This window comes from Pseudarthrobacter sp. AB1, from assembly GCF_014926485.1.
Lineage (GTDB): Bacteria > Actinomycetota > Actinomycetes > Actinomycetales > Micrococcaceae > Arthrobacter.
In genome coordinates this window covers 1-15,256 of record NZ_PZKO01000077.1, presented here as the reverse complement: position 1 = coordinate 15,256, position 15,256 = coordinate 1, and the positions used below count along the sequence as shown (strand labels likewise).

The window sequence follows — 15,256 nt, the reverse complement described above, 5'->3', positions numbered from 1 at the left end:
GACGACACGGGCCTGCACGAGATGACCCCGCATTTCTATCAACACGGATACGAGCAAGTAAGGATGTCGCTTCGGGATCTGCTCACAATCCTCGGCCACGACCCCGACGCCTGACGCCTGACACCAGTGGAGCAGGTCTCCAGGTTCGTCCCTGGCAACAACGACTCAGGGTCATCGCCATTCTTTGAGCAGCTGCCGGCCACCACACGCCGCCAGACCGCCCTCACCTCGGCCAGTGCACTCAACAACATGGAACCGCAGGTCATCCGCGACGATTAGTGCCTGGGAGTACCGAAAACCGCCTGTGGGACATTTGGGTCGAGTTCCGGCCAGGCCTCAGCGAAGCTGCGCATGTACTGCAGGTTCGACCGTGACAGTCCTTTCATGTCCGGGAACTCCGTTCCCAGGTCTTCGGCCAGCCTTCCGATGACTCCACTCCCCCATCCTTCAGCTGCCTGGCGTTCCAGGATGGTCTTGCCGATGGACCAGTACAGTGCGATGAGCTGGGTGTTAACGGTCCGGAGTGCCTGGGTGCGGGCAGCCCGCACCCGATTCTTGAGCTCGCCAAGGAGGTCGGTGTAGCCGGCAGGCAGGTCGAGGTCGCGGGCAGTCATGGGTTTGATCCTATCGATCGGCACCGACATGAGGACGCCCCGTTCGCTGTCGAATTAGCGGCTGGGGCCGCCTTTACCTCTTTCGACGCCCACTGCCGCCCCTGTGCGGGTCTTTCTGGCCTTGGCGGCGCCCTTGCCCATGGTGACTGCTGCGCTGGGGTGCGTTCCCTCGCTCCGGGCTGCGGCGAGGCGGCCGCGAATCTGCGTTTCATTCGCGCCGGTATTTTCCAGGGACTCAGCAAACTTCTCATGGTGTTCGGCCGAACCGTAGCCGGCTGCGGACGAGGTTTCTGCTTTCAGGCTTTGGTCCTTGAGTCTGCCGCTGTCATTGCCGGTGACGCGGTTCTCGATCTCGCGGCCGACGCCTTCCATGCGGGCGAAGAGTTCCTTCTCGGCGCGTTCGTACCGCTGTTCCAGTGACACCTGCTCGGAGCCTTTGAAGCCTCCCTCTGCCAGGAGTTTGGCCTCGCGCATGTCCTTGGCGGCTTTCACGAACGCGGGATCCTCGAAGTGGGAGTCACCGGCACCGTTGACATTGGCTGTGGTTTCTTTCCGGAGCTGGTCGATGTCGGGACCGTTGATCCCGTCTTTCCCGATGAGGAACATGCGTTCCTGCACGGTAGCGTCCGCTGCCTCCAGCGCTTGGGGGGTCTTTGCGTTGTGTGCGGTCTGCAGTGCCTGGGCCAGTTCGGGGTTGGCCAGGTATTCCACGGGCACCTGGTGGCGTTCCATTTCTGGGGCCAGTTTCGCGGCCTGTGCGCGGAGTTCTTCTGCCCGGGCCGCTGCGAGCAGTTGCATTGCCTTCTCGTGTTCGGCGGCTGCTTTGCGCGTTTCTTGCTGGCTGCGGGTCAGCTCGTCCTGCCGGGCTTTCTCGGTGGTGATGGTCTGGATCCCTGATTCCAGATAGGCGGAGTCAGGGCCGACGTCGTGGGTGTCGATGCCGTAGCGTGTGAGGACTTCCTGACGGATTCTCTCCGATGCTGCCAGGGCGGCCGGGTCGTGGTCCTTCCAGCCCTCAGCGACGGCGTGTGCCGTGGCGATGTCGTTCGGTTGTGCCTTGTCCCACCACTGGTCCTTCTCCACGGGTGCCAGCGCTGCGTGCGCGGCGGTGCGTTCAGCGGCGAGGCGTGCCTGCGCTTCGTGCGCTGCCTGGGCGTCCTGGTGTTCCTGTTGCCGCTGGCTCTCTTGGCGCCGGCGTGCCAGTGTTTCGGCAATGCGTGAGGCGATCATCAACGACTGCCGCAGGCCGCCGTCCAGGACGTCATCCATTCCATCTGATTCACTCATCGTGCTCCCCTTGCAGTTGGTGGTGGTGGTTTTTATCGGTCGAGGTCCGACCCGGAATCGCGTCGGCCGGGCTGGTGGGTCTTGGCCGGTGTTGCCGGCGTCGGCGTCGTTGGTATCGCTGACCCCGGACGGATGGGCACCATTCCACGCCGGGCAATGTCGATCGCACTCGGGGGCATTTCAGCCTCAGCTGCCGGCTGCTGCCCGGCACCAACCAAAACCGCCTTAGGCATGGTCGCGGTGAACGGAGCCAGTTGCTCCTCAACCACCGAACGGATGCGCTGAGCCTCACGGGTCCGCCCGGACTGGGCGTGCATCTCGTACACCGCAAAGGCGGTGTTGATCAGCTGCACCATAAGTGCCCTCTGTGCTGCCGTCTTGCTTTTGCTCGACGCGGCCATGAACAACATGGCCGTCCCCGCAATTGACGGAAGGGCCACGGGTTTGCTGTGCAGTCGTGGTGCGCGGAGCTGAGCGGTGCGGGACAGTTCAGCGGCAGCAGCCGCCAACGGTCCTGGTGTCGGTTCAAGACGGTAGGACCATGCAGCAAACGCACCAGAGACTTCCCGTGCGGCCTTCGCCCAGGTCGCGTGGTCGTCACGTGGAATGGTGCGCAGTTGGTCTGCCAGTGCGGTCGCGTTGCGGGTGTACTCCACCCACGCTTCTGCCGGCGGCGTTGCATTCTCCGGACCGGTCTTGGAGACCGTGCGCTTGTTCCGTGCCGCTGCGTTCCATTCCGCTGCTGCTTCCGTGGCAAGGTGCGGTGAGTCGAGCCATTCTTCACGGAGGGCATCGAGTTTCAGGTCAGAGGCGAGCGTCCCGCCGCCGAACCAGATCGGCCGCTCTCCCTGGCTGGGACGTTCGGCTACGGAGTACCCAACTATGACGTCGGTGGTGTTCTTCGCGTAGCGCGGCCGGACCAGCAGGCCGGTGTCGCGGGCCCGACGTACGAACTCCGCTTCGGTCGCTGAGGCGCTGGCGCTGGCACGCACCTTTCGTGCCAGTGATGACCGGTGCATTTCACGGTCGTCCCTGACGGCGGTGGCCTTCTCGGCCCGGTCGTATCCACGAGTCGCGTGCACCGTGGAGAGCTGTTCCAGACCGTACTTAACCTCCAGCTCGCGGCAGGTCTGCTGCGCCCGCTTGTAGTCACCATGGGTGGAAGCCTTGGTGCCGTCCTCGCGGACGAGAGACACTGCCAGGTGAATATGGTGGTTGCCGTTTTCGGACGTGCCGTGGTTCACCGCGGCCCACCGGCAGGGAGCCTTGCCGCTGGCTTCGGTGAAGCCCATGGAGTCCACGAAGTCGTTGGCGATATCGCCCCACTGCTGGTCCGTCAGTGCGCCCTCTTCGGCGCGCAGGCTCAGCGAGCAGTGCCACACGCTGGCGTCCTTGTACCCGACGTGGACGCGCTCCTTCTTCGCCGCGTCCCACTGCATGTCTTTGATTCGAACCGAAACGTCGAACATCTTCCGCGGCCGGTCCAGGTGCTTGGCAATCGCCAGGGCATCGTCGCGGTCCAGCACACCGTCGTCATACCACGCCATGATGGCAGCGTCACCGGCAACAAGGTGCGGATCCTGGTGGGCGTTCTTAGTCTTGTTGACGTCAGTCGATGCCAGGTAAACCATGAGGCCGGCCATCCGCGAACCGCGAGTGATGTTCGGAATCATCCCTACATCAGCCCGTCAATGGCATCGTCAATCCGCATGGCCACAGTGCGGATGTGCTTCAACGCTTCGCGGGCTTCAACAGGGAACTCGCTCGTGGCGTTCGCCTGCCGCGCAAGCTGATTGATGTTGTTCGAGGAACGGGCCAACAGATTATGCAGAGACATCAGTTCCGCAGCAATGGCCCGGCGCTCCGTCGGTGAATCGGAATGCTCCGACAATGCTGCCGAAATCAGCAGGTTCGGAACAGTAACCTTCTCGCGCTCAGCCCTGGCGACGAGCGCCGCTTCTTCCTCCACAGTGACCCACAGGTCACGGCGCTTCTTTGTGCCGGCGGGGGTGTTCTCCCGACGACGGCGCGACAGATTGGAACGGTGAGTGAACTCCTCATCCGACATTCCAATCCATCCCTTCAACGGCCCAGCGCAGCGACCCCGAAAGGGGACCACACGACCAGTGTGCCAAGCGAACCGCCGCCAGGCCGTAAGCGACACGCCATTTACACCCGTGTAAGTGTATAGCTTGCTCCGCTCTAGAAGGTTGGCGACCCTCTAGAGCGGGTCGCCAACCTGCCCGGCAGGTAGGGTTGTCATGTCTACACGAGCCAAACCTGGGGGTAACCATGCTGGAAGATGACAAAGACCATGCGGTGCGTTTCGAAGCCGCCCACTACATCGCGCCGGCCTACAACCATCCGGGTCGGGTCACCGTGGACTTCCACGTTGACCGAGAACCCAACGCAGGGCAGTACCTCGCGGGAGAGGCAGCCACCCTGCTCTCGGGTGACCTCGACCGGGCGGCCGGTATCGTCGAGTCCCTCGCCACCGATCACCTTCGGGAAGCGACCGGGACGTCCACCCGAATCCACGACGATGGGTACAGCGTCAGCATTGAAGCGGACGTCCCGGCGGACGCCGGAAACGTCACAGAAAAGACGGTCCACTCCCCCGCCGCAGAGACGGAAAGACCGCTGGCCGCCGAGCAAACAGAAGTCCTCTTCGAACTCGAGCTAGCCTTCCAGAGCGTCCTGCCTGTCCACGACCGGCACCACGCCGAAACCCTGGCCCGGCTGATCGCCAAGGAACTCCCCTCACAGGCGGAGGTAGTCCAGGCCTATTACCGACCGACCCTGAACGAGGTCCTCGAAGAGCACGAACGCCGATTCGATCCCCTTCCCGAACCGGACCTTCCGCCATCACTGAAGACCGCCCAACTTTCCTTTCCCCGGCACCCCTCCGCTGCGCTCATCCGTCCCCCGCTCTCCGCCGTCGCAACAGCGACGTCCTCCGCCCTCTCCCCGGGCACCCGAGTCGAACTCGAACGCTAACCACCCTCAGAAAGGCACCCAAGACCCATGGCCATCGATATTGAACAGACAAAAGCACAGGCACGCGCCCTCCTCGACTCACGCATCGAGTCCGTCACGAACCTGGTCAAGACCCGACAGCGGATCACCGACCTGCGCGAACAGCTCGCCGACGCCGAACGTGACGACAAACGGGCCTACGTCCGCGCCACCAAGGACGGATGGAGCCCCGACGAACTCAAGAAACTCGGTCTCGAGTCCGGCGCCGCCGCACGCCGCCGGAAACCGACCACCACCCGCACCACGGACAAAGGCTCCCCGTCCTCTGCCAAAGGGGCTACAGGAGCTGAATAAAACTGCCCCTCGCCCACATGGGCACGGCAAAAGCTACAACCTTCGGGCTTTTCCCGCACACATGTGGACGACGGGACCCACCTGACCGGCTGAACACAATCGCCAGGTCACCATGCGACCGAAACTCACCAACAGTGGCCGGCGATCATGCACAGCCTGGACACGCTGTTGGTCACCAGCGGCAAGGTCTCCCATGGTCCAAGCCTGCATGCACCCGGCCACCGCACTGAGCGGTGGCCGGGTATTTTCAGCCGTGACGACAGCGAGTGACCGGCCGCGGACGCAGCGAAGGCCGGCACCTTTTCAAGGTGCCGGCCTTCGGGATTTCAGCAGCTGGTTCAGTCTTCCGCGGCAACGTCGTCTTCCGGGATCTGACCCGAAGCAATGCGTTCAGCGGTTCGTGCGAACGCCGCGTCGATGTACGCCATCAGATCACTTTCCCGCACCCGCCAAACCCCGCGGCCACCGAACTGGCCTGCAGGGAGCTCACCGCTGCGAACCAGCGCGTAGACGAGCGATCCTTTGACGTTCAAGACATCCTGAACCTGCTCCAGGGTCAGCATCCTGGGGAACACCTGACCCGTCGTCGGCGCAGGATTCTCGTTCACGTCCTCTGTCTTTCTAGGCATTCCTAGTCCCCTTCTTTCCGGTGCGGTCATGGCCATGTTTTAGCGCTCGAATCCCCCGTCACGTGTGTGACTTGGCGCGTGTCCGGATGATGCTTGCTGCTGTGGGTGAGTCGGTTTCGGGTGGGTGTTTTTGGGGGCTGCCGGGAAGCTTGCGGCCTGCAGTCTGCGCATTCGTGCGACGGCCGGGTCCACGTCCGCCTCGGAGGTTGAAGCCTCGGCTTCCGGTGCCGGTTTAGGTGGCGCGATGGATGCCTTAAGTTTCTCGTCCAGTTCCGCGCACTTCGCACGGGCGGTGATGAGTTTGTCTTCGTATTTGAACGGCTTTCCGGCCTGGCTCTCGACGTCGGAGAGGACCGCCTGTTTCTCGGCGATGGTTTGGCGCAGCTGGGCCTCGTAGTCGGGAAGCCCGGATACTCTATTTTCCAGCCGGGTGATGATGCCGGCGCTTCCTTCCAGCAGCTCCATTCGGGTGAAGACAAGCGGTGGTGCGGGCACGTCTTTGAGGGTGATGGCGAGGTCCTGGTAGGAGCCGAGCCGGGAGTCGTCGGCCGCGTTGCGGACTTGCAGCTCGTGGCCGCCGAGGGTGGCCATGGTGCCGTGGTCCTGTTTTTGGCGGTAGTAGTTTCCGTATTCCGGCGTGTGGGTACGGACCCATTCAGAGATGGCCGCGACGGCCTCCGGGCGTTTGGTGTAGCTCTTGCCATCGATGGTCGCGGTGAAGGCCTCCCCTGCGGTCGGAGTGATGCGCGGTAGTGCCGCCTGCAATGCGGGCAGCTTGATTTGGGCTTTGTTGATGCTGGTTTCGGCCGAGGCCTTGGTCCAGGAGAGGGTGCTTTGTCCCTTGTCGTGGGCGCGTTTGAGACGTTCGAGTTTGGTCCGGGCGGCGTCGGCCTCGATCTTGTCCATCACCAGCGGGTTGCCGCTGGTCGCTGCCTTGATCTGGGCAGCATTGAGGGCAAGGTCTCCAACGTCCTCGATCTCGCGGATATCGAGGCGTCCGCGGAGAACTTGCTGGATCATGGTGGCCTTGCGTTGAATCCCGTCCCAGGCGGCGCTGTCGTAGCTGCCGACGGTGGCGTACTGGAAATTGTGGACTTCAGCGTTGGCGTTACCTTGCCGGATGATGCGTCCGTCGCGCTGGGTCAGGTCAGCCGGCCGCCAGGGGCAGGTGACGTGGTGGATCGCTTTGGCGCGGAGCTGGACGTTCGTGCCGGTTCCCATCATGGCGGTGGAGCCGATAAGTACGGCCACCTCCCCGGTACGGCATTGGGAGAACAGCTGGGCTTTCTGCTCGGGCTTGGGCGCGTCCTGGATGAACCGGATCTGATCTGCCTGGATGCCTCCGACAACGAGCTGGTCCTTGATCTGCTGGTAGGCGGTCCAGACCGGTTTGCCGTCGGGACCGGTGTTCTTGGAGGGCGTGCTGAGGTCGCAGAAGATGATCTGCAGCGCACCCTTGTTGGCCGAAGGGATCCCGGATTCGAAGCTGGTTTCGTACTCGTTCTCCCGGTTCTCCTCCCAGACTTTCAGGGTCTTGGCCACAACATGGTCCAGCTTCGTCCCGGATTCGGGTTCGATGCCGACCATGCGCAGGTCCAGCGCTGCTTTGCGGCCGTCGTTGTAGACAGAAAGGGCGTTGTCCGCGCCCTTCTCAGCCCAGCCGGAGAGGGAGTCCAGCCGGTCCGCGAGGCCCTTCATGTATTCGGCCAGTTCGGGCGGCTGCGGGATCAGCACCAGTTCCGGCTGTCGTTCCCCGTCGCCGGTGCGGCGGACGAGGTCCGGTTTTTTGAGGTAGTTCAGGTCTTCGGAGAGCTTCACGTCCGCGAAGACGTGGAAGGACCGCAGCATCTCGGGGACATTCTTGAACTTCGCGAAACGCGGCTTGTTCTTCAGCCGGCCTCCGGCGTCCATCTCGATGGCGGTGACGGTTTCCCCGAATGTCGCTCCCCAGACGTCGAAGTTCTCCACGCCCGCGGCCTGGAGCAGGTCCGGGCGCAGGTAGCGCTGCATGACGTGGGCTTCGGTGATGGAGTTGGCAATCGGTGTGCCGGTTGCCATCGTGACGACACGTTCCCCGTGGGTGCTGCGCAGGTATTCGAGCTTCAGGTGCATGTCGGTGGCGCGGATGGACCCGGCAATTTCTGCGCCCTTGATATTGGTGACCGTGCGCAGGTTCTTGTAGTCGTGCGCTTCGTCCACAAACAGGTAGTCCACCCCGGTGTCCTCGAATGTCAGTCCAAGATCCGGCGCGGTGTCCATGAGCTTCTTCATGCGCTCTTCTTCGGCCTGGAGCTTCGTTTCAAGCTTCTTCACCGTGGTCCGGTCTTCGCCTTCGGCCTGGGCGTTGACGATGGTCTGCCGGACGTCGGCGATGATCGACTCTTGGTAGGCCTCAATGGTTTCGGCTTTCACGCCGATGCTCTTGAAGGCCTGCTGGGTCATGATGATGCCGTCCCAGTCGTTCGCCGCGGCGCGGGCGACGAACTGCCGGCGCGCGGCCAGGTCTCCGCTGTTGGTCTTGATGTCATCACTGCCGGCCGAGAGCAGGCGGGCCTGCGGGTACAGTTCCAGCCACTCACGGGTGAACTGTTCCAGCATGTGATTCGGGACGACAACCATGGGCTTGGAGGCCATGCCCAGGCGTTTCAGTTCCATCGCGCCCATCACCATTTCGGCGGTCTTGCCGGCCCCGACTTCGTGGAAGAGTCCCACCGCCGGTTCGGAGATGATGCGCGCCACGGCGGTGCGCTGGTGCGGGTGCGGGGTGAAAGTCTTGGCGAGCCCCGGCAGGGTCAGGCGGCCGCCTTCCTTGGTGTAGTCGCGCAGGGCCAGGGAGTTGAAGCGGCGGTTGTATTCGTCAATGAGCCGGCTGGCGCGTTCGGGGTCTTCCCAGACCCACTCGGCGAAGCGTTCCTGCAGGGCCTCGGCCTTTTCCTGGGCCGCTTCGGTTTCTTCGAGGTTGGCGACGGGTTTGCCGTCCTCGTTCTTGTCCTCGACCTGAATGCTCTTTTGTTCCAGGATGCTTTGCAGCAGGTCCGGGGCGGGCCGGCGGCCCGTCCCCCACTCGTTCGTGGAACGGACCGTTCCCCTGTTGGCTTTGACCCGCCAGATGCCGCTGCCGACGCTGGTCACGCTGGCGTTGGGATCGGCCAGGATGTCCTGGACGAAGCGTTGGTGTTCCTCGGGAGAGATCCAGACCGCGCCGATTCGCGCCTCGACGTCTTCCATGCCGACCCGCGGCGGCTGAACTTCCTCCAGCGCGGTGACGTTCACGCTCAGGCGCTCGTCCTCGGCCGCCGCAGCGCGGGCGGCGTCGAGCTTGGTCCGGACGTTCCCGGACAGGTATTCCGGTGCTGTGACGAGCTTGCCGGTTTCCGGGTCATCAAACACGAGCGTGCCCAACTGATCGCGGGCTTCCTCTTCCGTGACGCCCAGCAGGTCCGCGATCTGGTCCAGCTCGGGGGCGCCGTAGGTGTCCAGGGCGATGGCGAGGGCTTCGTCAACGGTGTCCGCGCCCATGAGCGGTTTGCGGGCGACTACCTGCCGATGCTGAAGCAGAGCCGCGGGTGTCGCGGTCTGCGTTTCCTCGTTGAACCTCTCCAGGGCCGGCGGCAGAGTGCCGAAGGGGTCCGTCTGGCGCAGGATCCGCACGGCGGGTGCTGCACGGCGAGTGATGATGTTCTCGCCCGTTTCCTTGTCCGTGCGGACAGATTCCGTGAAGCGGTTCAGCGGCCCATATTTAGCGGCATATGCCGTGTACTGGTCAGCCAGGGCGGTTCGTTGAGCCGACATCGCCGGGGTGTCTTCGCTGTCGGAAGCTTCCATCTCCAACAGGGCGCGTGCTCCGTCGCGCATCCCCAACAGGTCGCTCAGCTCCGCAGCATGCGCTTTGGGTACCGGGAACGGAACCTGTTCCCCTGCACGGGCAACAGTGAAGGTTCCGTCTTGTTGGGCGATGATGGTGCCGTCCCATTCCTGCCCCGTGGACGGCAGGAGTGCGGCTGGGATTTTCCCCGGGGCAGGCTCGGCAGGGGCGTGGTTCAGGCCGCGGTCCAGTGCTTCCTGCACAACGGCGTCGAGCCGCTGGGCGAGCAGCTGCGGGACGGCGGCGAGGTCGTCGGCTTTGACGCTGACGGTTTCCTCGCCGTACATGCCGTTCCCAACGGTGATCTGCCCGAGGACGTTTTGCGGGTTCAGGTCAAAGTAGTTATTGATCTTCACGTCACGGCCGTCGATGATGACGGGCCCGACAGTTTCCCAGTCCGTGTTGGCAGGCTCCCGGTCCGGCTCGCGCTTGCGCAGCAGCAGCAGGTCTGTGAGTGCTTCGGTGCCGGCGGCTCGCCGGTGGGCACCGGTGGGCAGGCGCACGGCTCCCACCAGATCCGCCATGGCGCTCATCTCCCGCCTCGAGGTGGGGTTGGTTGCGTCCAGGGTGAAGCTGGAGGTCAGCACGGCGACGTAGCCGCCGGGTTTCACAGCGGCCAGGCTCTTGAGGATGAAGTGGTTGTGCATGGAGTGCCGGGAGTCGGCGTTGTGGGTCTTGTCGTAAAGCGTGTTCTTGCTGAACGGGACGTTGCCGACAGCGAGGTCAAAGGAGTTGGATTTGATCGGGGTGTCCGCGAAGGACTCGCTGCGGATCGTCGCGTCGGGGTACAGGCCCCGGGAAATTGAGGCTGTCAGCGGATCAAGCTCCACGCCGGTCATCCGGGCGCCTTCCGGGGCCAAACCAATGAATGTTCCCGCGCCGGATCCGGGTTCCAGCACCTCTCCCCCGGTGAAGCCGAGACGGTCGACGGCGGACCAAATTTCCTTTACCAGGGCGGCGTCGGTGTAATACGCGTTCGTCGTGGTCCGCGACGCTGCGGCATACTCGCGCTCGCTCAGGACTTCCTGCAGCTGGGTGCGCTCGGCCGCCCATTCGGTCTTATCGAATAGTCGGGGTACCGCTCCCCAGCTGGACCATCGCGCCAGGGAACGCTGTTCTGCCTCGGTGGCCGGCCTCTGCTGGTCCTCCAGCTCCCGGACGATGCGGATTGCTTCTACGTTTGCTGCGAAGCGGGCTTTCTGTCCCGAGGGGGCAAGATCGGCCTGGGATGCTGGGCGGAACCGTCCGGCCGTCGCACCCGCTGGTGGCTGCTGCTGAGGTTCTGCCTCTAGCTCTCCTCGTCCTCCTGGCGCCCGTAGGTCGGCTCCATCTCCTCCGGCTCCGCGGGAAGGCTGTCGTAGATCATCTCCTGGTACACCATCTCGCGTGCCCGGAGCTTGGCCATGTTCGCCAGCCCGATGTACTCCATCGGCGGTTCCGAGCCCCTGGTTGGTGTCAGTTGTTCGCTGAGGTCCCAGATTGCCTGCTGTATCTCCTCCCCCAAGGTCGAAAAGTGTGTCTCGGGGTCCGCTATCTGCGCGAAGCTCTCCGGGTCGTGATTCTTCATAGTTTTCATGGCGTGTCTGCCGTGCTCGTTCATTGATTACCTCTTCCGGTTCGGCCCACAAGGACTCAAGACTCAGCTGACCCTCAATGTGGTTCTTAGATTTCCTCGGTGCCATGTGCGCCGCTCCCCCTCCGTTTGCCTCCACGCTAGCGAAGGCGTCCGAGGATTAACAGCCGCACCCTACTCTTGCGGTACCTGAAGGCTCTTCCGCTGACGGGCGAGCTCACGCACGACGGTCGCCTCGCTGACCTCGATGGTTTTGGCGATGGCGCGGATCGTGCGCTTCTCGCCACGCATTCTGTGGGCAGTGTCAGCCTTGTCCGGCGTCATCTTGGTTGGCCGTCCACCGACGCGGCCGCGGGCTTTCGCCGCTGCGAGGCCGGCCATGGTCCTTTCACGCAGCCGGTTCCGCTCGTACTCGGCGATGGCGGAGAAGAAGTGGAACATCAGCACGCCCTGGGACGTAGTGGTGTCCAGCCAGGTCTCTGTCAGTGACTGGAGGCCAATGTGCCGGTCGGCCAACGTTTTCACTATGCCGGCGAGGTCGGCCGTGTTCCGGCCGAGCCGGGACAAATCGTTGACCACCAGAATGTTCCCCGGCTGGAGGTGATCCAGGCAGTCCTGCCACTGCGGTCGTTCCGCTGTCGCACCCGACGCAAAATCTGTCCAGATCCGGAAGCACCCGGCAGCGTTCAATTCATCCAGCTGCAGGTCCACCGACTGCTCAGTAGTGCTTACTCGGGCGTAACCCATCAACGTAGCCAAATCAATTCCCCCTCCTTCAGTCAAAAACCGTCGCCCACGGAGTTTTGACTAACACGGTCTTCGTAGATTTCGTAGTCGAGTTCTGAAACAGCGTAGCACCGTCAATGCCGATTTTGAGATGTCATTTTCCGAAGTCGACTGCACGAAATGTCCAAAGTCGCCTGCACAATTGCTTGTCCGCAAGGGGAACCCTCTACGGGACGCTTCTTCGTTCTCGGCCAACGGTTAGGAATCCGAGTCGGTTACTCGGTCTCGGACACCCCTGGCGAGGAGCGCGATACTGACGATTCCCATGAGGAGTAGTGATTCGCGAAGTGTGACCGCGAGTGGCAGCAGAAGGGGCTGGTCAAAACTGAAGAGGATGTCGCCGAGGTTGGGTCCGGTGGCTAGGAGGATGACGGCGCTGACGTAGCAGAATGCTCGGGTTTTCTGCCCACCCTGTTTCCAGAGGACTATCAGACCTGGCAGGAGGTAGACCCAGTGATGCATCCAGCTCACCGGTGAAACGAGGCAGGCAGTGAGGCCGACGATGATTGCTGCTTGGACAGCTTCGCCCCGTCGGTAGGTGATTGACGCGGCATTCAGGCCAAGGGCGGCCACGGCCAGCGTGAGCACGAGTGCTGGTAGGGCTGTCCAGGTACCGAGCGCCGCGAAAGCCCCTTGGATTGAGTTGTTGCCCGAGGTAGCGAAGAACCCGTTGAGTGAAACCGTGTCGGAGAGGTTCCAAAGGACCCGAGTCATAAAGTCCAGGCTCATCTCGGGGAAAATCATGAAGGCCAGGACCGTCGCGGCGCCGGCTGCCAGCGCGCTTCCCGCTGCGGCTCGCTTTTGTCCGGAGATGATGAAGTAGACGATGAAAAGCGCGGGAGTGAGCTTTACGGCGGCGGCCACACCAATGAGTGCCCCGCGTGGGATTCTCCGTAGAAACCGGCCTTCATTGTTCCGGCATACGTCGAACAGCACTAGCGCCATGAGGAAGACATTGATCTGCCCAAAAATGATGTGGCTCGCCATGACGATGCTGCCGGAGGCGGTTAGCGCAAGGGCCCCGACTATGAACGGCTTGTTCCTGTGAACCGGCGGCAGGAGATTTCTTAGTACCGAGGTCATGATCAAGGCTGAGGCGCCGGACCAGAGAAGGTACGCGACGGGGGCTGGGAACAGGTTCAGTGGCAACAGGACCAATGCGGCGAAGGGCGCATACGTGAACGGTAAACCTCCCGCTGGCATGTCGATGCCCTGGATGTTACCGGCGTAGATGTTCTCCCCGGCAAATGCGAGGGATGCAGCGTAATGGTATACGTAGAAATCGACCGGGTTGATCTGACTGACGACGGCGACCAGGAACCAGACGCTGAGGGTGCTGCCGGCCAGGAGCGCCAAGGTGCTCAGCACCCGGGATTGGTAGGCCACAGTCCGCCGAATCAGGCCTTCCTTGCGCAGGGAGATCTGTTGCGGCTGGTTTTGGACGCGCAGGACATCCTCGGGGGCGCAGTCCAGGGCAGTGCAGAGGGCGATCAGGGTGGAGACCCGGATGGAGGCCGCGTCCCCGTCATGGAGTTTCCGTAGGTCGGCCAGAGCGACTCCGGATAGCTCCGAGGCTCCTTCGAGACTCGTGTTCTTGCGCCGCAGCGTTTCATTGAGGACGCTGACAGTTCGCGAATCCCGAACAGGAGCGCGGCCGTAGGCGGTATGCATGGGGACTTCTCTCAGGGCCTGTAAATCGTCAGGAGGTCCCCGACGTCACAGGCCAGCGCGTGGCATATCGCGCTCAGGGTTGAAAACCGGATTGCTTTGGCATGTCCGTTCTTGAGCAGGGAAAGGTTCACTATGCTGACTCCCACTCTTTTGCTGAGTTCAGTCAGCGTCATGTCGGCGGCTTTGAGCAGTTCGTCCAAGTGGCAGACGATAAGCGGTTCCTGAGTCGGCCTGCGTGTTCGTTTCACTAGACCAGACCCTTAGCGTCCCGGTGGAGCACGTCACCTCTGCGGAACACAGCGGCCAGAAGCAATGCGGCCAGCCCGACGCACAAGGGCATCAGCTCAAGGCTTGAGCTGATATAAAACACGGTGTCCCCAAGCCCGATCGGGCTGCCTTGGGATGAAATTCCCGACAGGTTGGCGACGGTAATCTGCTTCGCCGATCCTTCCAGTACGGGTCCAACTATTCCTGCAGCAAAAGCCGCGATCCCAGATAAAGCCACGAGCCACGTAGACCCGACGCTGAACGGGGCGCCCCGCACCAGGCGATAACACAGCAATACAACCGTGGTTACGGCGAAGAGTAGCGAAGCGGCCGTTAGTGCCGTCGAAGCAATGAAAAGTGCCTGCGCAGATGGCTCAACACCTGACACCTGGAGCTGGACCGTTTCTGCCCGCAACGACACCACATCAGGGTTGAGGCTGCCCTGATTAAAAGTCTGGAAGGCAGGAACGGAAAAGTCTGCGCGGCCCGACTCGGCTTCCAGGATCCTGAGCCATGCCTCGTAACCCACGTACCAGCCGAGGCCAAGCGAGATAACAGCAAAAACGCCCACAGACGCCAATGCCACAACACGTCGAGCACCCGAGAGTAGCTGGTAAATCATGAACCCACCTTTACGATATTCGTTATTTACGATAATCGTAAAGTACAGGTGTGGGGAGACTCAATCAAGCGACAGGCCCTTGTCCGTTTGAGGAACCCCCAATGGGAGCTCTCTCCCTTCGCTGGAACCCACAAGATCGATGATCCTTGACCCAGCCGTGCTCCTCCGAGCGCGCCCATCCTATGAATACGGTTAGACGGTCTATATGGGGTGGCTTGTGAAAAAGTGAAATATCCAACGCTAAGGTTTTGACGTCCGGCGCAATGGGGCCTGTAGGGCCGGGGTTTGATCTGGTCGGAGGGGCCAGTCCGGACTGTTAACGCCAACCGAAAATAGGGCCAGGAACGCCAACTGAAAATAGGGCCACCGACCATTATGGAAGGTGATCAATTTGGATGATTGGGCGGAGATACGCCACCTGTTTTCGACGGGCAAGCACTCGAAGCGTGAGATCGGCAGGATCGTGGGGGTTTCCCGCGGAACGGTGGATCGGGCTTTGGAGTCGGACCGGGCGCCGAAGTATCAGCGGGCGGCCGGGGTGTCGAGTTTTGATGCGTTTGCTCCCAGGGTGCGGGAGTTGTTGGTGAAGACGCCGACGATGCCGGCAGCGAC

General features: G+C 62.5%; 13 protein-coding genes and 2 pseudogenes. 4 read left to right on the top strand and 11 right to left on the bottom strand.

Annotated elements, in window-relative coordinates:
- Positions 1 to 126 precede the first annotated feature (126 nt).
- The gene (locus tag DAD99_RS21160; RefSeq protein WP_193342273.1) at positions 127 to 279 is read left to right on the top strand and encodes a hypothetical protein; all 153 of its coding nucleotides are present in this window, start codon (positions 127 to 129) and stop codon (positions 277 to 279) included.
- 5 nt (positions 280 to 284) lie between these two features.
- On the opposite strand, the pseudogene DAD99_RS21155 reads toward DAD99_RS21160, so the two are convergent.
- From DAD99_RS21155 to mobC, 4 genes and pseudogenes are all read right to left on the bottom strand, one after another.
- Positions 285 to 614 (bottom strand): annotated as a pseudogene (locus tag DAD99_RS21155) (DUF1016 N-terminal domain-containing protein); the annotation flags it as partial.
- Positions 615 to 668: 54 nt separating this feature from the next.
- Positions 669 to 1,901, bottom strand: a complete 1,233-nt coding sequence (locus tag DAD99_RS21150; RefSeq protein ID WP_193343145.1) for a hypothetical protein — start codon at positions 1,899 to 1,901, stop codon at positions 669 to 671.
- 32 nt (positions 1,902 to 1,933) lie between these two features.
- On the bottom strand, positions 1,934 to 3,574 hold the full coding sequence (locus DAD99_RS21145; protein WP_193343144.1) for a relaxase/mobilization nuclease domain-containing protein: 1,641 nt from the start codon (positions 3,572 to 3,574) through the stop codon (positions 1,934 to 1,936).
- Between the two features lie 2 nt (positions 3,575 to 3,576).
- The gene (mobC, locus tag DAD99_RS21140) at positions 3,577 to 3,969 is read right to left on the bottom strand and encodes a plasmid mobilization relaxosome protein MobC (protein ID WP_193343143.1); all 393 of its coding nucleotides are present in this window, start codon (positions 3,967 to 3,969) and stop codon (positions 3,577 to 3,579) included.
- 224 nt (positions 3,970 to 4,193) lie between these two features.
- Here mobC and DAD99_RS21135 point away from each other — a divergent pair, with 224 nt between their 5' ends.
- Entirely contained in the window at positions 4,194 to 4,898 is a 705-nt protein-coding gene (locus DAD99_RS21135; protein WP_193343142.1) for a hypothetical protein, read from the top strand.
- Positions 4,899 to 4,925: 27 nt separating this feature from the next.
- Entirely contained in the window at positions 4,926 to 5,231 is a 306-nt protein-coding gene (locus tag DAD99_RS21130) for a hypothetical protein (RefSeq protein WP_193343141.1), read from the top strand.
- Positions 5,232 to 5,569: 338 nt separating this feature from the next.
- Here DAD99_RS21130 and DAD99_RS21125 read toward each other — a convergent pair whose 3' ends face one another.
- The 7 genes from DAD99_RS21125 to DAD99_RS21095 all read right to left on the bottom strand — a co-directional run bounded on the left by DAD99_RS21125 (position 5,570) and on the right by DAD99_RS21095 (position 14,644).
- Entirely contained in the window at positions 5,570 to 5,860 is a 291-nt protein-coding gene (locus DAD99_RS21125) for a helix-turn-helix domain-containing protein (RefSeq protein WP_193343140.1), read from the bottom strand.
- A 39-nt stretch (positions 5,861 to 5,899) separates the two neighbouring features.
- Positions 5,900 to 10,624 carry a DEAD/DEAH box helicase family protein gene (locus tag DAD99_RS21120; RefSeq protein ID WP_193343139.1) on the bottom strand — a complete coding sequence of 1,575 codons (4,725 nt, stop codon included), beginning with the start codon at positions 10,622 to 10,624 and terminating at the stop codon, positions 5,900 to 5,902.
- A gap of 389 nt (positions 10,625 to 11,013) precedes the next feature.
- Positions 11,014 to 11,325, bottom strand: coding sequence for a hypothetical protein (locus tag DAD99_RS21115; protein ID WP_193343138.1), 312 nt, complete (start codon positions 11,323 to 11,325; stop codon positions 11,014 to 11,016).
- A 147-nt stretch (positions 11,326 to 11,472) separates the two neighbouring features.
- Positions 11,473 to 12,057 (bottom strand): recombinase family protein, encoded by a 585-nt coding sequence (locus DAD99_RS21110; RefSeq protein ID WP_227008364.1) that lies wholly within the window; start codon positions 12,055 to 12,057, stop codon positions 11,473 to 11,475.
- 225 nt (positions 12,058 to 12,282) lie between these two features.
- Positions 12,283 to 13,755: a glycosyltransferase 87 family protein gene (locus DAD99_RS21105; protein WP_193343137.1), complete on the bottom strand. Its 1,473-nt coding sequence runs from the start codon at positions 13,753 to 13,755 to the stop codon at positions 12,283 to 12,285.
- An 11-nt stretch (positions 13,756 to 13,766) separates the two neighbouring features.
- Positions 13,767 to 13,955 (bottom strand): helix-turn-helix domain-containing protein, encoded by a 189-nt coding sequence (locus tag DAD99_RS21100; protein ID WP_227008363.1) that lies wholly within the window; start codon positions 13,953 to 13,955, stop codon positions 13,767 to 13,769.
- A gap of 47 nt (positions 13,956 to 14,002) precedes the next feature.
- Positions 14,003 to 14,644, bottom strand: a complete 642-nt coding sequence (locus tag DAD99_RS21095) for a hypothetical protein (RefSeq protein WP_193343136.1) — start codon at positions 14,642 to 14,644, stop codon at positions 14,003 to 14,005.
- 382 nt (positions 14,645 to 15,026) lie between these two features.
- On the opposite strand from DAD99_RS21095, the pseudogene DAD99_RS22395 reads away from it, so the two are divergent.
- Positions 15,027 to 15,256: pseudogene (locus tag DAD99_RS22395) on the top strand (IS21 family transposase); the annotation flags it as partial.